Raw genomic sequence first — 16,944 nt, forward strand, 5'->3', positions numbered from 1 at the left:
CCGCTGACCGATGGAGACTTTCGTCTTTGTCTTGTACTATTCGAACATGAGACACGCAGCCCCCGTCCCGGCGATCCGGGTCTACAATCTGTTCGGCGAGTCCGGCGATCTGCCCGATGTCGTGCATTGCGAGACGATTGCCTCGCGCTCGGTGCTGCACGACTGGACGCTGGCCGTGCACCGCCATGCCCGGCTGCACCAGGTGCTGCTGATCGAGCGCGGCGGCGGCGAGGCCACGCTCGACGGGCGCGTGGTGCAGCTGAAGCCGATGCAAATCGTCAACGTGCCTGTCGGCCATGTCCACGGCTTCCGTTTCGTGCCCGATACCCAGGGCTGGGTTCTGACCATCGCCGCGGAAATATTGGACGAAGCGCTGCTCGCCTCCGAAGGACTGCGAGGTGCCTTGTCGCGTTCGGCCGTGATACGCGGCACGCCGCAGATCCGGATCACCATGAAGCAGATCTTTGCCGAACACGCCGCACGCGATTTCGGCCGGGCGCATGTGCTGCGTGCACTGTCGGCGGCCATGATTGGGCTGGTGGCCCGCGCGCTCACCGGCGAAGGCGGAGGCAACGGCACGGCTGAAAGCGGACTATTCCGCCGCTTCGAGGCGCTGCTGGAACAGCATCATCTGGAACGCTGGAGCGTTGCGGACTATGCGGGAGCGCTGTCGATCACGCCGACCCATCTCAACCGGGTGACGCGGTCGGCAACCGGCGACACCGCCTCGCACCTGATCCTCAACCGGCTGATCCGCGAGGCGCGGCGCAACCTCGTCTACACCAATTTGCCGGTCTCGACGATCGCCTATGCGCTTGGCTTCGAGGACCCCGCCTATTTCAGCCGGGTCTACGCCGCCGCCACGGGCGTGTCGCCGCGCGCCTTTCGCGCGCAGCTCCACGGCGACGAGACCTGAGACGATCACACGTCGAAGAACACCGTCTCTTCCGGCCCCTGCAAATTGATCGTGAAGGAATACACTATCTTGCCGGCGCGCTCGCTGCGCTTTGCGATCAGAGTCGAGCGCCGGACCGGCTGCTCGATCAGGTTGAGCACGGGGTCGGCGGCGTTGGCGGCCTCTTCGTCCGAGAAATAGAGGCGCGTGTTGAGACCGATGTTGATACCGCGCGCGACGATCCAGACATTGATGTGCGGAGCCCCTTTGCGGCCCGTCTTGTCGATGATCGCGCCCGGCTTGATGGTCTCGAAGGTGACGAGACCGCTCTCGAAGTCGGAGCCGGCGCGGCCCCAGCCACGAAATTCCTCGTCGAGCGCGCCGGTCGACCGATCAGCCGGATGGTTGTAGCGGCCGGCCGCGTTGGCCTGCCAGATCTCCAGCAGCACGTCGCGAAGCGGCGTGCCGCTGCCGTCGATCACCTTGCCCTCCAGCGTGATGCGTTCGCCTTGCGTGTTCGGCGCCACCAGCACGTTGGAGAAGTTCTTCTCGAAAATGTCGAAGCCGGCCATGGCCGGGATCAACCCGATATGGACGTAGGGCCCGGCCGTCTGCGAGGCGGTTTCCTTGAGGTAGTTGAGCGGCTGCGGCATGGACCTAGTTCCCTGCGGTGCGGTTTTCAAAGTAGGTGGAGCGCTGGCCGCGCAAGACGATGTCGAAGCGGTAGGCGAGCGAGTCGAACGGAGCCGATGCGTTGAGGTCGAGCGGCGCGACGAGACGCTCCAGCGCATCCTTGTCCGGGATCGTCGTCAGGATTGGGCAGACCGGGATCAGGGGATCGCCCTCAAAGTACATCTGGGTGATCAGACGTTGTGCGAAGCCCGAGCCGAACACCGAGAAGTGGATGTGAGCGGGACGCCAGCTGTTGACGTAGTTGCGCCAGGGATAGGGTCCCGGCTTCACGGTGCGAAAATAATAGTAGCCCGTGCCGTCGGTCAGCGCGCGACCGCAACCGCCGAAATTCGGATCGATCGGCGCCAGATACGTGTCCTTCTTGTGCCGGTAGCGGCCGCCGGCATTTGCTTGCCAGAACTCGACCAGCGTGTTCGGCACGCCGCGGCCGGTCTCGTCCAGCACCCGGCCGTGGACGATGATGCGCTCGCCGACGGGATCGCCGTCCTTGGCGTAGTTGCGGATCAAATCATTGTCGAGCGCGCCGAGGTCGTTGTGACCGAACACCGGCCCCGTAATCTCCGAGACCGAGTTCTCAAGCGACAGCAGCGCCTGGCGCGGCGAACGTAGCACCGACGATTTGTAGCCCGGCGCGTGCGCGGGCGGATGCATGGAACGGTCGCGCTGGAAGAAGCCGCCGTCACCGAGCGGCGGCGTGAACGGCTCGGGGTGGTTGAGGCGGGGATCCCGCAAGGCTGGCGCCTGGGCATGCATCGGCGTTGTCTCTCCCTCTGGCGCTCCGTTTGGGCGCACGATTTATCGGGAGATGATGGCGCCGGCTATTCTCAAGATAAATAGATCGATTATAATGAATTCCATGAACAAAATCGATCATTTGGCACTCGATGGCCACGCGCTGGAGCTGTTCCTGGCGGTGCTGGAAGAGGGCTCCGTGACGGCCGCCGCAACGCGGCTCGGCCTGACACAATCCGCGGTCAGCCACGCCCTCAACAAGCTGCGGCGGATCGTCGGCGATCCGCTGTTCGCCAAATCCGGCCGCGGCATTGTGGCCACGGCGCACGCCCAGGCGCTCGCGGCAAAGGCGCGAGCGCTGATCGACGAGATGCGGAGCTTTGCCGGCGGCGTCACGTTCGAGCCGGCGAGCGCGCAGCTTTCACTGACAATCGCCGCGAATGACTTCCAGCGCGACCTGCTGCTGCCGCGGTTCTTCGATCATGTCGCCGCGCAAGTGACGAGCCTGAACCTGCGCGTGATCCCCTCGCAGTCGCCCTCGCCGGCGATGCTGCGGGAAAACCGCTGCGATCTGCTGATCACGCCGCTGCCGCCATCCGGCGTGGACATCGTGCAGAAGCGCCTGCTGCAAGACCATTACGTTTGTTACTACGACCCTAAAGCGCGTGCCGCGCCGGCAACGCGCGGCGCCTATCTCGCGGCGCGTCACATCACGGTGGTCTACACTGACAATGAGCGGCTCGACTTCGACCGCCGGCTTGCAGCCAACGGCTTCCACCGCGACATCGCGATCTCGGTGCCGAGCTTCTCCGGCGTGCCGTCCTTCCTGCGTGGCTCGCAAATGCTGGCGAGCATGCCGAGCCTGCTGGCGCCCGGCGTGATGCACGGCTTCGCGCAGGTACCGATTCCTCTGGCCTCACGCACGCGAACCCTGGCCGAGCTGCCGATGTACGTGGTTTGGCACCAGCGCTATCAGAAGGACCCGGCGCATCGCTGGATCAGAGGCCAGCTCGAGACCGTGGCGGCGACGGCCTCGCACCCCGCCCCCGCGAAAACCTGATCCCCGTCAAACCCACTGGTTGCGCCGGGGCCGCCACGCTAGAATTCCCCCATGACAGTGACCGACATTGCGAGCCGGACCTACAATCACAGCTGGCGGCTGGATCCCATCATCCGCAGCCTGCTTGATACCGACTTCTACAAGCTATTGATGTTGCAAATGATTCGGGAATCTTACCCGAATCAGCAGGTGACCTTCTCGGTCATCAACCGATCGCGCCATGTCCGGCTCGCCGAGATCATCGACGAGGGCGAACTGCGCGCCCAGCTCGACCACGCCCGCACCATCCGCTTCACCAAGAAAGAGCTGATCTGGCTTGCCGGTAACACTTTCTACGGCAAGACCCACATGTTCTCGGCGGACTTCATCCGCTGGCTCGCCGAATTCCGGCTGCCCGAATACGAGCTGCGCAAGGTCGAAGGCCAGTACGAGCTGCACTTCCACGGGCCGTGGAGCCATACCACGATGTGGGAGATTCCTGCGCTCGCCATCCTCAACGAATTGCGCTCGCGGGCAGCGATGAAGGGCCGCGGCCGCTTCGAGCTCGACGTGCTCTATGCCCGCGCCAAGGCCAAGCTGTGGACCAAGGTGGAGCGGCTGCGCAAGCTGGATGGCTTGCGGCTGTCCGATTTCGGCACTCGTCGCCGCCATGGCTTCCTCTGGCAGCGCTGGTGCGTGGAGGCCGTGAAGGAAGGCCTGGGCCCGTCCTTCATCGGCACCTCCAACGTGCTGCTCGCGATGGACAATGATCTCGAAGCCATCGGCACCAACGCCCATGAACTGCCGATGGTCGCGGCGGCGCTCGCCAGCGACGACGAGGAGCTGCGGTGGGCGCCCTATCGCATCCTCGACCAGTGGCGCCAGACCTATGGCGGCAACCTCCTGATCGCGCTGCCCGACGCTTTCGGCACCAAGGCTTTCCTGCGCGATGCACCGGAATGGGTTGCCGACTGGACCGGCTTCCGCCCCGACAGCGCGCCGCCGATCCAGGCCGGCGAGGAGATCATGAAATGGTGGGAGCAGAAGGGCCGCAATCCCAGGGACAAGCTGCTGGTGTTCTCCGACGCGATGGACGTGGGCTCGATCGAGGAGACCTACCACCACTTCACCGGCCGGGTGCGGCTCTCCTTCGGCTGGGGGACCAATCTCACCAATGATTTCGTCGGCTGCACACCCGACGGCTCGTTCAATCTCGATCCGATTTCGCTGGTCTGCAAGGTGTCGTCGGTCGACGGACATCCGGCCGTCAAGCTTTCCGACAATCCCGAGAAGGCGACCGGCCTGCCCTCGGAGATCGAGCGCTATTTGCGCGTCTTCGGCGATGCCGGCCGCGTGCGCAAGCCGGTGCTGGTCTAGCGCCAGAGCAATCTCTCTCCATCAGGTAAACCACTTGGGGCGAATGCGAGACATCGGCTCGCCGATGCCGCGTCAGTTCCGGTTCTGCGGCATTTGCAACGATCTGCCAGCATCCGCTTCACAACGCCTTCACCCTGCGACGCAGTCTCCTGGCATTTTCAAGTCGAGTTAAGCACCTTTCGCGCGTAATCCGCGTTATGAGCGGATCGCTCCGCTGGGGTCGTCGAGCGACTTGGGGAAACGCAAAGTGTTTCGCAGAACAGCGCCGTCAACGAAGGGACGCAGCTTCCTTCACGTCATCAAGCTCGTCTCGCCTTTCGTCACGGTCGTCCTGCTGCAGGCCGCGATTGCCGGATTCAGCCTGGAGGTGATGTCCTCGGTCCGCGCCTATGTCGCGGGCGAAGCGTTGTGGTCGCGCTCGCAGAAGAACGCCGTCTATTTCCTCAATCTCTATCTGCATTCGGGCGACGCCAGCCAGTTTGCGCAATATCAGACCTCGCTGGCCGTTCCCATCGGCGACGAGTTCGCGCGCTGGGCGCTCGAGCGCGATCCGGTCGACGTCGAGGCCGCCCGCATCGGATTCCTGCAAGGCGGCAACCACCCCGACGATGTGCCGGGGTTGATCTGGCTGTTTCGCTACTTCAAACAGGTCAGCTTTCTCAAGGAAGCGATCCGCGAGTGGGCTGCCACCGACCCCATGCTGCTGGAGCTCAGCGTGTTCGGCGAGGTCATCCGGTCAGAGCTGAAGAACGGGCCGGTTCGGGACGGCAACCGCCTGCAATTGTTGTCGTCGCGGCTATCAGAGCTCAACACCCAGTTCACGGTGCACGCCAACCGGTTCTCCACCGTTCTCGGCGAAGGCTCCCGCGCCATCAAGATGACGCTGACTGGCGTCAATATCGTCACAGCCATGACGCTGATCCTGCTCCTGATCTGGCACACGCGGCGATTGGTGCTGCAACGACAGGCGTTCGAGGATGCCCTGCATGCCGAGAAGGAGCGCCTGGCCTGGCAGGCGTCGCACGATTGGCTGACCGGCTTGTCCAACCGTCGCGCCTTCGAGGCGCGCCTGCAAAGCGAGTTGGACGACACCGCGGCGGGTTCGCTGGGCCTGATCCTGCTCGATCTCGACCAGTTCAAGGACGTCAACGACAGCTGCGGTCACCTCGCCGGCGATCGCCTGCTCCGCCAGATTTCGCGTCTCCTTCAGCAGGAGCGGCGGCCGCATGACCTGGTGGCCCGGCTCGGCGGTGACGAATTCGGCCTAATCCTTCCGCAATGCACGCCGTACGACGCCGTCGATATCGCCGAACGGCTGCGCCGGGCGCTCGAGCTATCCGTCTTCGCCTGGGACGATCGTTGCTTTGCCGTGACCGCCAGCATCGGCGTTGCCTGCATCACCGACGGCAACGCCACGCTCGAGGACGCGATGCGGCGCGCGGATGCCGCCTGCTATCGGGCCAAGGAGAACGGACGTAACCGTGTTCAGGTCGACAACGGGACGACGGACGTCATCGTCGTCACCTCTCGGCAACGCAAGTCCGCCAGCGCATAGCAGCGCTCAGCACTTTATCGTATGGGCAGAATCCCGAGCCCCGCGAGATGCGCATCCAGAAATTGTTCGACCTGCTGGCGCAGCATTTGCGGCGGTACGGCCACCATGCGCTCTTCGAGGCCGAGCGAGATGATCCCGTGCACGGCGGAAAACAGGGTGCGTGACAGCAGCGCGATCTGCACGTCGTCTGCCTTCGGAAGCAGCCGCACCAGGGGCGCATGCATCAGCGCGAAGGCGTCCATCACCATCTGAAGGATGTCATCGGGGTAAGGGCGGTCGTCCTCCATCCGATGTTCGAACAGCGAGCGCAGCAGATTGGCGTGCTCCGCGAAGAATTCGAGATAGGTCGCGGCCAGCCCGTAGAGCTGGCGAACCGGATCCTCGGCCGGAACCTGGCCCAACCGCACCGTCAGCGCCTTAACGGTCTCCCGATTCACAGTCAGGATCACGCCGTCGAAGTCACCGAACTCGTTATAGACGCTGCCAACCGAGCAGCCGGCGGCGTCCGCAACGTCCCGGACTTTCAACGATTTCAATCCCTTAGTTGCAATAATGCCGCGAGCGATCTCCACGATCTGCTGCCGCCGGCGAGATTTTTTTCGATCTCGCAACGATTCGTCTTGAACATTGTTCATTTTCAGGATACTCACTTGAACAATGTTCAAGCTAACCCGGAGACCTGCAAAATGCAAACCCTCGCTGTTGATATCGCCTCCACCTTCGTCGATGACGCCATAGCTCTCGTGACCGGATTTGGCCGCGCCCTCCTGCGGTTCGCGACGGGGCCGATCGATCGCATCGCAAATGCCTGCGACATCGCCGGCGTCCTGACCGAGCGCCGGGCGACCTTCCGGATGTGGCGGGCTAACCGCGGCCGTGCCCGTCATGAGGGCCGCCGCATTAGCCTGCTCGGCCGCCTCTCGCCCTTTCGCCGCCTAGCCCATCTCACCTGAGGCGAGCACGCCGCCTTGCCGGAGCGTGACAGAGCCGCGACCAACCATTTGCGAACCAAACCACGCCACGCGGAGACCAACAGGATCGGAAGGCAAAGGCGCAGAGCAGGCCGGGACGATCGTCGTCAACCCGCAAATGCCCGTCGCATCTCCTCCGGTCCCGACGCCCATCCGACAATGAAACAACCTCAGACAGCGTTTCCAAAACAGGACTAGTCATGATCAGGGATTTGATGTCGTCACGCCGCTTCGCGCCGCTGTTCTGGGCGCAATTCTTTTCGGCGCTGAACGACAACGTGCTGAAGAACGCACTCGTCATCATCCTGCTTTACAGTGCCGCGACCGGCCACGGCGATGCGCTGGTGACGGTCGCAGGCGCCGTCTTCATCTTCCCCTATTTCATCCTGTCCGGGCTCGGCGGCCAACTCGCCGACAAATACGTCAAATCCGTCGTCGCAAGGCGGCTCAAATTCGCCGAGATCTTTGCCGCGGGCTTTGCCGCGGCCGGCTTCTTCCTGCACTCGGTGCCGCTGCTGTTCGCAGCGCTCGCACTGTTCGGCGTCATCGCCGCGCTGTTCGGTCCCGTGAAATATTCGATGCTGCCGGACCAGCTCGAACTCGGCGAGCTCGCGACCGGCAACGCGCTGGTCGAAGGCGCGACCTTCATGGCCATCCTACTCGGCACCGTTGCCGGCGGCCAGTTCGTGGCCGGCTCCGCGCATATGGGCTGGGTCGCATCGGCCGTGGTCGTGCTGGCCCTGCTGTCCTGGACCTTCGCCTCCCGCATTCCCGCGACGACGCCGTCTGCACCCGATCTTCTGGTCAACGCCAATCCCTGGACCTCGACGCTCGGCCTGCTGAAGACGCTGCACGCGGATCACCGGCTGTGGGACGGCACCGTGATCGTCTCCTGGTTCTGGCTGGTGGGCGCCATCGTGCTCTCACTGCTGCCGGCACTGGTCAAGGAGATCATCGGCGGCACCGAGAGCGTGGTGACGTTGTGTCTCGCGATCTTCGCAATCGGCATCGCCATCGGCTCGCTTTTCGCCGCGAATCTGAGCCACGTTCGCCCAAACCTCGCGCTGGTGCCGATCGGCGCCATCATGATGGGGTTTGCCGGCCTCGACCTCGCCTGGGCGATTGGCGTGACCACCAAGGGGCAGGACATCACCGCTGCCGACTTCGCGACCTCGTTCGCGGGCCTGCGCATGCTGCTCGATTTCGTCGCCTTCGCATTCGGCGGCGGGCTGTTCGTGGTTCCGTCCTTCGCCGCCGTCCAGGCCTGGTCCGCCCCCTCCGAGCGCGCCCGCATCATCGCCGCCGGCAACGTGCTGCAGGCCGCCTTCATGGTGGCCGGCTCGCTGTTCGTCGCGCTGCTGCAGGCCGGCGGATTGCACATCGGCTGGATCTTCTTCGGCCTCGGCGTCGCCAGCTTCGGCGCGGTCTGGTTCGTGCTGACGAAGTGGGGCAAGGAAGGCGTGCGCGACTTTGGCGGGCTGCTGTTCCGCGCGCTGTTCCGCACCGAGGTCCGCGGGCTGGAGAACCTGCCGCCTGCTGGCACGCGCATGCTGATCGCGCCCAATCATGTCAGCCTGATCGACGGCCCGCTGCTGCACGCCGTGCTGCCGATCGACGCGAGCTTCGCGGTTGATACCGGCATCGCCAAGGCCTGGTGGGCCAAGCCGTTCCTGCGCGTGGTCAAGCACTACACCATGGACCCCAGTAAGCCGCTGGCCGCGCGCGACCTCATCAAGCTCGTCGCCGCCGGAGAGCCGGTGGTGATCTTCCCAGAAGGACGCATCACCGTCTCCGGCTCGCTGATGAAGGTCTATGACGGCACCGCGATGATCGCGGACAAGGCCGACGCGGTCGTCGTCCCGGTCCGCATCGAAGGCGCTCAACGGTCGCATCTCAGCTATCTCAACGGCAGCCAGATCAAGCGCACGTGGTTTCCGCGGGTGACCGTCACCATCCTGCCGCCGGTCAAGCTTCCGGTCGATCCGTCGCTCAAGGGCAAGACGCGCCGCAATGCTGCGGGCGCCGCACTTCAGGACGTGATGATCGACGCGATGGTGAAGAACGCCATGCTCGATCACACCCTGTTCGAGGCGCTCGGACACGCTTACCGCGACCGCGACACCGGCAAGGTCATCATCGAGGACGCGCTCGGTACCAAGCTGACCTATCGCAAGCTCATCCTGGGCGCGCAGGTCTTGAGCCGGAAGCTGGAGAACGGCACCGCTATCGGTGAGAATGTCGGCGTGCTGCTGCCGAATTCCGCGGGCGTTGCCGTCGTCTTCATGGCATTGCAAAACATCGGCCGGGTGCCCGCGATGCTCAACTTCTCGGCCGGCCCGGTCAACGTCCTCGCCGCCATGAAGGCCGCACAGGTGAAGACCGTGCTGACGTCCAAGGCCTTCATCGAGAAGGGCAAGCTCGACAAGCTGATGGCGGCGATCTCCGCGGAAGTTCGCGTCGTCTATCTCGAGGATGTCCGCGCCTCGATCGGCACGGCCGACAAGATCAAGGGCTTGCTCGCCGGTACTACGCCGCGCGTCGTCCGCCAGGCGAGCGATCCGGCCGTCGTGCTGTTCACGTCGGGCTCGGAAGGCACACCCAAGGGCGTTGTGCTCTCCCATCGCAACATCCTTGCGAACGCCTCACAGGCGCTGGCGCGAGTCGATGCCAACGCCAATGACAAGGTGTTCAACGTGCTGCCGGTGTTCCACTCGTTCGGGCTGACCGGGGGAATGATGATGCCGCTGCTCGCGGGCATTCCGATCTACATGTACCCCTCGCCGCTGCACTATCGGATCGTGCCCGAGCTGATCTACCAGACCGGCGCCACGATCCTGTTCGGCACCGACACGTTTCTCACCGGCTACGCCCGCTCGGCGCATGCCTATGACTTCCGCACCCTGCGCCTGGTGATCGCCGGCGCCGAAGCGGTCAAGGATCGCACCCGGCAGGTCTTCATGGAGCGTTACGGCATCCGCATCCTCGAAGGCTACGGCGTCACCGAGACCGCGCCGGTGCTGGCGATGAACACGCCGATGGCCAACCGCCCCGGCACGGTCGGCCGCCTGTCGCCGCTGATGGAAAGCCGCCTCGACCCGGTCCCCGGCATCGAGGAAGGCGGACGCCTCTCGGTGCGCGGACCGAACGTGATGCTCGGATACTTGCGGGCGGAAAATCCGGGCGTGCTCGAACCGCTCGCCGAGGGTTGGCACGACACCGGCGACATCGTCGCGATCGACCCGGCCGGCTTCATCACCATCAAGGGCCGCGCCAAGCGCTTTGCCAAGATCGCCGGCGAAATGGTCTCGCTGTCGGCGGTCGAGAACATCGCGATGACGCTGTGGCCGCAGGCCGCATCGGTCGCGGTGTCGATCCCGGATCCCCGCAAGGGCGAGCGCATCGTGCTGCTGACAACGGAAAAGAACGCCGAGCGCAGTGCGATGCAGGGCCAGGCCAAGGCGATCGGCGCGTCCGAGTTGACCGTTCCCGCGGCGATCATGGTGGTCGACAAGGTGCCGCTGCTCGGCACCGGCAAGACCGACTATGTCACCGCAACGACGATGGCCCGCGAGCAGGCCTCAAGCGCGGAGCGCGAGGTTGCCTAAGAGAGATGTCCAAGGCGCCCGACATGGGCAGCGCGCGATGCCCGGGAGTGGTACTGCTCCATGGCATCGCCCCGCACCTTCGCATCCTGAAACGTCTTGAGCGGGCACTCCAGGCGACCGGGTTCGCGACACTCAACATCGACTATGCGAGCCGCAGGAAGCCGATTGCAGCGCTCGCGAGATCCACCCGGCGATCACCGATTTCGCAGAACGTGATGCGCCCGCCCCCCGTCAGGTGGTCACGATCCAGGGATCGATTATCGTCAGACCGGCAGCCTTGAACGCACTCGTGTCGCGCGATGCCACTGCGAACCCGTGCGCGGCGGCGATCGCGGCGATATAGCCATCGGGCGTGGGGAAGCCTTTCCCGGCCGCGCGCGCCTTGACGGCGAGATCGGCATAGCGCCGCGCCGCGGCGGTATCGAAGGGCAGAATGCGGGCCGCGAACAGGTCCAGCACGCCGTCAAGCGCAGCTGCCAGCCTGTCCCTACGCTTGCCGCGCGGCAACGCGCCGATCCCGAACAACAGTTCAGCAATGGTGACGCTGGAGAGAAACAGCGTCTCGGCCGCCTGGGCGTCGAGCCAGTCGCGGACCGATGGATGCGGTTCGGGCTTCATAGCCTCGGAGACCACATTGGTATCGAGCAGGATCATTCGAAGCGCACCGGCTCAGCGGGACGCGCGTCGCGGCCATGTTCAAGTGCCTCGACGTCGGCATTGGTGAGGCCGATCTTCCGGCTCATCTCCGAAAGAGCGGTGCCAAGCCGCAGCCGGCCCTCGGGACGCACTGCGGCCTCCAGAATGGCGCGCATTTCCGCTTCCGCACTGCGATTGTGCTGCGCCGCGCGGACTTTCAAGGCGCGATGCGCCTCCTCGGAAAGGTTGCGGATGGTGACGGCGGCCATGATGGCATCCTCCGGAGACTGACTGCAATGCTATCAAATTAGAACCTTTGCTAGCATTGTTCAAGAGTGATTGCGGCGCTCACGCGCCGCCGAACCTCCTAACCGGGATGCCGAACTTCTTCTCTCTACCGCGCACCTGCGCGAAACCCGCTTCCGCACCGCCTGAATCTCAAGAACCTCCTTCTCCGCGGCGCTCCTGCGCATAACGCACCAGTGCCGCGAAGCGATAGATGCCGTGCACGAACTTGCCGTAGGGCATGGTGATGAACAGCGCGAACACTGCACCCAAATGCAGCGCCAGCAGCGGTCCCATGGCGACGGTCTCCCGCAAGAGCAGAAGCAACATGCCGGTGAAACCGGTCAGGAACAACATGGCAATGAAGCCGACATCCATGCCGTAGCGCTGCTCGTCGAGCAGCGCCGGATCGCGCCGCATCTTGGCGACGAACAGGCCGATCGGCCCGATGATCAGGCCGATGCCACCGAGCGTGCCGAGAACCACCGGCAGATCCCACCACGGATACGGCGCCTCGCGGCCGAGCAGATAGTGATACAGCGTGGCGACCGAGGTCGCGGCGAAGCAGAGCAGGAAGCCGTAGAAGGTCAGGTGATGGAAAAGCTTGCGCCGGTCGGTCGGCTTGTCATTCTCATTGTAGCAGCCGACGCCGCCACCATGGAGATAGCGCAGCTCACCAGCGTCGCGCATCGCCTGAAAGATGGAGCCACCGTCCGCACGGCCACCGATCGGCGGGCCGATATCCCGCCAGAACGCACGCACGCTCATCACCAGCGCGAAGATCCCATAAAGGAAGGCGGCGCTGAACAACGCCGCCATCGCGTTGTGCGGCATCAACTTGTAGAACGCGCCGGGGCCGGTGTGCACGCCAAACAGCACGCTGCGGTCGTTCAGGGCCGCAAAGCCGAGGATGAAGGCGGCCATGCTGAGCGCGGCGACGATGCTGATGACGAGACCGTTACGCGCGAAGGCACCGGACAGCGCCTGCGGCCAGGCATAGGCCGCGTAGGATTCCGCACGCGCGATCGCCAGGGTCTGCGGGACGTTGACGTTGAATTCGTGCGGCGGCGAGAACTGGCAGTCGACGTAGCAGGCGCCGCAGCCATGGCAGAGATTGGCGAGATAATTGAGGTCGCCATCGGCGAAGGCGCGGCGCATCTCCATGGCGGGAAATACCGCGCAAAGACCCTCGCAGTAACGGCAGGAATTGCAGACCGTCATCAGGCGGTCGGCTTCGTCCAAAGTTCTGGTTCCGTGCATGGCTTTACTTCGTCAGGCCTTTGCCCTCGAGCCATTTCTGGATCAGGGCCGCGACCTCGAGGTTGTTCTTGTCCATCATCACCATATGCGAATTGCCCTTGATGCCGGCCTGCGGAAGATCGACGATGTCGACGCTGCCCCCGGCCGCCTTGATGGCGTCCGCAAAGGCGATGCCATTGGCGCGGATCTTGGGCCAGCGCGAATCGCGCTCGATATAGTCGCCGTAGATGATGAGGGTCGGGATGTTCTTCAGCACATCCGCCTTGGCGGGATCGCCGGTGCCGGCCGGTTCGATCGCAATCAGCGCCTTGACCTTGTCGGAACGGGCTTGCGCGACCTTGAAGCCGAAGGTGCCGGCTTGGCTGTGGAACAGAAGCACCGAGGGGCCGACGCGATCGATCTCGGCGATATAGGCCGCGATGGTCGCATCGTCGGTCGTGGTCCAGCGCGGCACGTTCTGCTTGACGAAATTCTCGTAACCCTCAACGGGGAACTGGTTGCCCGGCAACAATCTTCGCTTGGCGGGATCGGGATCGTATGAGTTCGGTCCATCGCCGATGCGGAAACGCTCGAACGGATTCGCCGTGGTCAGGAAGACCGGCTCGCTCTTGAAAATATCAGGGTACTGCGCCCAGCCCGCGCGTCCGCGCTCTACCGCGTCGGAATTATAAACTGCCCACCCCTTGCGCAGAAAATAATTCAGCCAGCCTTCGCGTCCGTCCGGCGTGGTCTCGTAGGTGACGCCCGTCAATCCGCCGCCGTGCCACATCAGCAAAGGATAGGCACCCTTCTCGTTTGCCGGCAGAAAATATTGCACGTACATCTGCTCGACCTGATACGTGCCGTTGGGATCGACCTTGGCCGGCACCCCGCCGGGCGCGAACACGACCTCCCTCACCGGCTTCCCCGAGATTTCGACAAGACGCCCCCCGACATGGAACGAACCCATGTCTCGTAGCGTGATCGGCTCCGCCGCCTGGGCGTGGCCGACGATCAGCAGCGCCGCGATCGCGGCAGTGGCAATGCGTGACATGGTTTCTCCCTGGATCTTTTCTTCGTCCTAGTTCTTCGCGTGCCGTGCCGCTTCCCGTCCTGCAATCCGCCCGAACACGCTGCCGATGGTCATGCCCATGCCGGCGGCATAGCCCTTGCCGAGCACATTGCCGGCCATAATCTCGCCGGCCGCGAACATGTTCGCCGACGGCTTGCCGTCAGCCATCAGCATCCGCGCTTCCCGGGTCACGCGCGTGCCGAGATAGGTGAAGGTGATGCCGGGCCGTACCGGATAGGCAAGATAGGGCGGCGCCTCGATTTTGCGCGCCCAGTGCGTCTTCGGCGGCGTGATGCCTTCGGTGCGGCAATCGTCCAGAATGGTGTGGTCGAAGGTGCCGGGCTGCACCGCGGCGTTGAATTCGGTGATGGTCTTTTCCAGCGCGGCCGGATCGAGATCGAGCTTGCCGGCGAGCTCGGCAATCGTCTGCCCTGCGATCGGCGGGAACAGCGTCGGCATGAAGCTGGTGACAACGGTCGAGTCGAAGATGATGTAGGCGATCTGGTCGGGCTGCGCGGCCACCAGCCGGCCCCAGATCGCGTAGCGCTTCGGCCAGATGTCCTCACCTTCATCATAGAAGCGCTGCGCGTGCTTGTTGACGACGATGCCGAACACGACGGAATCGTGGCGCGTGATGATGCCGCCGTCGAATTTCGGCGCGCGGGCGTCGATCGCGACCGCATGGCACTGGGTGGGATCGCCGACCTCCTGCACGCCCTTGGCGAGCAGCATCTTCAGGATCGAGCCGCGGTTATAGGGCGTGCCGCGGATCAGGAAATTGTCGGCGGCTTCGCCCCAATATTGCTTCAGCCATTCGATGTTGGCCTCGAACCCGCCGGCAGCGGCGACCAGCGACGTCGCGCGGATCTCGGTGTTGCCCTTGATCGGCCGTTTGAGGCGGGCGGCAAGAAACATGCCGTCCTCGATCACGAGGTCGGTGACCTCGGCGTCGTATTCGACTTCGACGCCGAGCTTCTCGGCGGTCAAATAAAGTGCGTTCAGCATCGCGCGGCCGCCGCCGAGAAAAAACGAGTTGGTGCGACCGAGGCTCAGCGTGCCGCCGAGCGAGGGCTGCCAGCGCACGCCCTGCTCCACGATCCAGTTCAAGATGTCCTTGGACTCGCGGATCATGTGCCGGGCGAGCACCTCGTCAGTCTGCCCGCCGGTGACGCGCAGGAGATCTTCCCAAAACTCCTCCTCGGTATAGGGGCCGGTAAGGATTTCGGTCGCCTCGTCATGGGCGCAACGCATGTTGCGGGTGTGGCGGGTGTTGCCGCCGCGATAGAATTTTGGCGCACCTTCGAGCACCAGAACCGACGCCCCACCGCGTCGCGCGCTGATCGCCGCACACAGCGCGGCGTTGCCGCCGCCGATCACCAGCACATCGTATTTGCTGCTCATGTCGTCTGCCCGATGCGACGAGGTTGGAGACATTCTGCCCCGCTGGCGGCCCCGGTCAATCCGGGACCATTGCACCTTTGTATACAAAGATATACAAACATCCGGCAAGCGCCACCGCTGCATGGGCAGGATGCGCGAGCCCACGAGGACGCATGGCAAAACGCTCGACAAAGGCAGGCGGCTCGATCGCGCGCGGCGGCGGCGTGGCGCTCGGCGAAGCCGTGTTCCGCTCGCTCTGCGAGGCGCTGCAGGCCGGCAGCTATCGCGCCGGCGACCGCCTGCGCGAGGAAGAGGTCGCCCAGCGGCTGAAGGTCAGCCGCACCCCGGTGCGGGAAGCTCTCGGGCGGCTTGCGGCACGTGGGTTCGTCGAACCTGCCGGCGGCCGCGGCCTGATCGTACGCAACCTCGACATCTCCGAGGTACTCGAACTCTATGCGATGCGCGAGATCATGGAGGGCGCCGCCGCCCGACTTGCGGCCGAGCACGCCTCGGCGCCCGAGATCGATGCACTCAGGGATATCGAGCAGGCCTTTGTCGAAGCGTCCGAGGCCGACGCGACCGACATGGTAGGAGACATGGCAAGGCTCAACCGCGCCTTCCACGAGGCGATCTGCCGCGCCGCGCGCAACCGCTATCTCGACAACGCTTCGCGCGAATTGCAGGACTGGATCGCCCTGCTCGGTCCAACCACGTTCACTGTATCGGGCCGCCCCTCGACCAGCCACGGTGAGCACCAGGCCATCATCGAAGCCATCGCGGCTCGCGACGGCGGCAAAGCGGAGCAGCTCGCGCGCACACACATCCGCGAAGCGCTGCGCTGTCGGCTGAAGCTGTTGCAAAAGCAGTAGCAGAGCGCGGCGCTCAGGCGACCAGTTCTGCGGCAACCGCCTTCGAGACGTCCCGCACATCGTCTGGACTGAGCCGCACCTGCAGTCCGCGCTGACCGCCATTGACGTACACGTAGTCATGAACGAGCGCGCTCTGCTCGATCACGGTGCGCACGGGCTTCCGCTGCCCGAACGGGCTGATGCCGCCAACCTTGTAGCCGGTGAGGCGCTCGGCCTCCGGCGGCTTCATCATCTGCGCCGACTTGCCGCTGAAAGCTGCGGCGAGCTTCTTCATCGAGACTTCCTGGTCGGATGGGACGATCACGCAGACCGGCTTGCCATCGACGAGCGCCATCAGCGTCTTCAAGACGCGCGCGGGATCCTCACCGAGTGCGGCAGCCGCCTGGAGGCCGATGCTCTCGGCATCGGGATCGTAGTCGTAAGCGTGGACGGTGAAGGCAACACTGGCGGCTGTGAGCGCGCGTGTGGCTAGGGTGGCTTTGGACATGGACGATGTTTGCCACCGCCATCGCGAGGAGCGAAGGGACGAAGCAATCCAGAATCTTGCCGCGGAGGCAGTCTGGATTGCTTCGCTTCGCTCGCAATGACGGCGCCGT

Annotated in this window: 15 protein-coding genes and 1 pseudogene; 7 read left to right on the forward strand and 9 right to left on the reverse strand. The window is 64.4% G+C overall.

Annotated features, from left to right (window positions below; translation table 11 throughout):
• The first annotated feature begins 10 nt into the window (after positions 1-10).
• Positions 11-916, forward strand: a complete 906-nt coding sequence (locus AC0L21_RS18715) for a helix-turn-helix domain-containing protein (RefSeq protein WP_473263281.1) — start codon at positions 11-13, stop codon at positions 914-916.
• A gap of 5 nt (positions 917-921) precedes the next feature.
• Here AC0L21_RS18715 and pcaG read toward each other — a convergent pair whose 3' ends face one another.
• Complete coding sequence (gene pcaG / locus AC0L21_RS18720; protein ID WP_473263282.1) at positions 922-1,548, reverse strand: protocatechuate 3,4-dioxygenase subunit alpha; 627 nt, start codon at positions 1,546-1,548, stop codon at positions 922-924.
• Positions 1,549-1,552: 4 nt separating this feature from the next.
• Positions 1,553-2,341 (reverse strand): protocatechuate 3,4-dioxygenase subunit beta, encoded by a 789-nt coding sequence (gene pcaH / locus AC0L21_RS18725; RefSeq protein WP_473263283.1) that lies wholly within the window; start codon positions 2,339-2,341, stop codon positions 1,553-1,555.
• 94 nt (positions 2,342-2,435) lie between these two features.
• On the opposite strand from pcaH, the gene AC0L21_RS18730 reads away from it, so the two are divergent.
• The 3 genes from AC0L21_RS18730 to AC0L21_RS18740 all read left to right on the forward strand — a co-directional run bounded on the left by AC0L21_RS18730 (position 2,436) and on the right by AC0L21_RS18740 (position 6,291).
• Positions 2,436-3,380, forward strand: a complete 945-nt coding sequence (locus tag AC0L21_RS18730) for a LysR family transcriptional regulator (RefSeq protein WP_473263284.1) — start codon at positions 2,436-2,438, stop codon at positions 3,378-3,380.
• A 51-nt stretch (positions 3,381-3,431) separates the two neighbouring features.
• The gene (gene pncB / locus AC0L21_RS18735) at positions 3,432-4,736 is read left to right on the forward strand and encodes a nicotinate phosphoribosyltransferase (protein WP_473263285.1); all 1,305 of its coding nucleotides are present in this window, start codon (positions 3,432-3,434) and stop codon (positions 4,734-4,736) included.
• 247 nt (positions 4,737-4,983) lie between these two features.
• On the forward strand, positions 4,984-6,291 hold the full coding sequence (locus AC0L21_RS18740) for a GGDEF domain-containing protein (protein WP_473263286.1): 1,308 nt from the start codon (positions 4,984-4,986) through the stop codon (positions 6,289-6,291).
• 14 nt (positions 6,292-6,305) lie between these two features.
• Here AC0L21_RS18740 and AC0L21_RS18745 read toward each other — a convergent pair whose 3' ends face one another.
• Complete coding sequence (locus AC0L21_RS18745) at positions 6,306-6,926, reverse strand: TetR/AcrR family transcriptional regulator (RefSeq protein WP_473263396.1); 621 nt, start codon at positions 6,924-6,926, stop codon at positions 6,306-6,308.
• Between the two features lie 536 nt (positions 6,927-7,462).
• Between AC0L21_RS18745 and AC0L21_RS18750 the strand changes: the two genes are divergently transcribed.
• Together AC0L21_RS18750 and AC0L21_RS18755 are read left to right on the forward strand one after the other, a co-directional pair.
• Positions 7,463-10,867 (forward strand): acyl-[ACP]--phospholipid O-acyltransferase, encoded by a 3,405-nt coding sequence (locus AC0L21_RS18750; RefSeq protein ID WP_473263287.1) that lies wholly within the window; start codon positions 7,463-7,465, stop codon positions 10,865-10,867.
• 5 nt (positions 10,868-10,872) lie between these two features.
• Positions 10,873-11,090 (forward strand): annotated as a pseudogene (locus AC0L21_RS18755) (lipase family protein); the annotation flags it as partial.
• 8 nt (positions 11,091-11,098) lie between these two features.
• On the opposite strand, the gene AC0L21_RS18760 reads toward AC0L21_RS18755, so the two are convergent.
• The 5 genes from AC0L21_RS18760 to tcuA all read right to left on the reverse strand — a co-directional run bounded on the left by AC0L21_RS18760 (position 11,099) and on the right by tcuA (position 15,500).
• A complete protein-coding gene (locus AC0L21_RS18760) occupies positions 11,099-11,521 on the reverse strand; it encodes a PIN domain-containing protein (RefSeq protein ID WP_473263288.1) in 423 nt (140 codons plus the stop codon).
• Positions 11,518-11,772, reverse strand: a complete 255-nt coding sequence (locus tag AC0L21_RS18765; protein ID WP_473263289.1) for a FitA-like ribbon-helix-helix domain-containing protein — start codon at positions 11,770-11,772, stop codon at positions 11,518-11,520. The genes AC0L21_RS18760 and AC0L21_RS18765 overlap by 4 nt, the downstream gene beginning before the upstream one ends.
• Before the next feature lie 169 nt (positions 11,773-11,941).
• Positions 11,942-13,048, reverse strand: coding sequence for a tricarballylate utilization 4Fe-4S protein TcuB (gene tcuB / locus AC0L21_RS18770; protein ID WP_473263290.1), 1,107 nt, complete (start codon positions 13,046-13,048; stop codon positions 11,942-11,944).
• A 4-nt stretch (positions 13,049-13,052) separates the two neighbouring features.
• A complete protein-coding gene (locus AC0L21_RS18775; protein ID WP_473263291.1) occupies positions 13,053-14,081 on the reverse strand; it encodes an alpha/beta hydrolase in 1,029 nt (342 codons plus the stop codon).
• Between the two features lie 27 nt (positions 14,082-14,108).
• On the reverse strand, positions 14,109-15,500 hold the full coding sequence (gene tcuA, locus AC0L21_RS18780) for an FAD-dependent tricarballylate dehydrogenase TcuA (RefSeq protein WP_473263292.1): 1,392 nt from the start codon (positions 15,498-15,500) through the stop codon (positions 14,109-14,111).
• A gap of 152 nt (positions 15,501-15,652) precedes the next feature.
• Between tcuA and AC0L21_RS18785 the strand changes: the two genes are divergently transcribed.
• Positions 15,653-16,348: a GntR family transcriptional regulator gene (locus AC0L21_RS18785; RefSeq protein ID WP_473263293.1), complete on the forward strand. Its 696-nt coding sequence runs from the start codon at positions 15,653-15,655 to the stop codon at positions 16,346-16,348.
• Positions 16,349-16,361: 13 nt separating this feature from the next.
• Here AC0L21_RS18785 and ybaK read toward each other — a convergent pair whose 3' ends face one another.
• Positions 16,362-16,835, reverse strand: coding sequence for a Cys-tRNA(Pro) deacylase (ybaK, locus tag AC0L21_RS18790; protein WP_473263294.1), 474 nt, complete (start codon positions 16,833-16,835; stop codon positions 16,362-16,364).
• Positions 16,836-16,944: the final 109 nt, after the last annotated feature.

The organism is Bradyrhizobium sp. WSM4873, from assembly GCF_055811355.1.

Coding starts and splice junctions, on each gene's coding strand:
- AC0L21_RS18715 (WP_473263281.1), top strand. CDS start 11: ATGGAGACTTTCGTCTTTGTCTTGTACTATTCGAACATGAGACACGCA.
- pcaG (WP_473263282.1), bottom strand. CDS start 1,548: ATGCCGCAGCCGCTCAACTACCTCAAGGAAACCGCCTCGCAGACGGCC.
- AC0L21_RS18730 (WP_473263284.1), top strand. CDS start 2,436: ATGAATTCCATGAACAAAATCGATCATTTGGCACTCGATGGCCACGCG.
- AC0L21_RS18775 (WP_473263291.1), bottom strand. CDS start 14,081: ATGTCACGCATTGCCACTGCCGCGATCGCGGCGCTGCTGATCGTCGGC.
- pcaH (WP_473263283.1), bottom strand. CDS start 2,341: ATGCATGCCCAGGCGCCAGCCTTGCGGGATCCCCGCCTCAACCACCCC.
- pncB (WP_473263285.1), top strand. CDS start 3,432: ATGACAGTGACCGACATTGCGAGCCGGACCTACAATCACAGCTGGCGG.
- tcuB (WP_473263290.1), bottom strand. CDS start 13,048: ATGCACGGAACCAGAACTTTGGACGAAGCCGACCGCCTGATGACGGTC.
- AC0L21_RS18760 (WP_473263288.1), bottom strand. CDS start 11,521: ATGATCCTGCTCGATACCAATGTGGTCTCCGAGGCTATGAAGCCCGAA.
- AC0L21_RS18765 (WP_473263289.1), bottom strand. CDS start 11,772: ATGGCCGCCGTCACCATCCGCAACCTTTCCGAGGAGGCGCATCGCGCC.
- AC0L21_RS18785 (WP_473263293.1), top strand. CDS start 15,653: ATGGCAAAACGCTCGACAAAGGCAGGCGGCTCGATCGCGCGCGGCGGC.
- tcuA (WP_473263292.1), bottom strand. CDS start 15,500: ATGAGCAGCAAATACGATGTGCTGGTGATCGGCGGCGGCAACGCCGCG.
- AC0L21_RS18745 (WP_473263396.1), bottom strand. CDS start 6,926: ATGAACAATGTTCAAGACGAATCGTTGCGAGATCGAAAAAAATCTCGC.
- ybaK (WP_473263294.1), bottom strand. CDS start 16,835: ATGTCCAAAGCCACCCTAGCCACACGCGCGCTCACAGCCGCCAGTGTT.
- AC0L21_RS18750 (WP_473263287.1), top strand. CDS start 7,463: ATGATCAGGGATTTGATGTCGTCACGCCGCTTCGCGCCGCTGTTCTGG.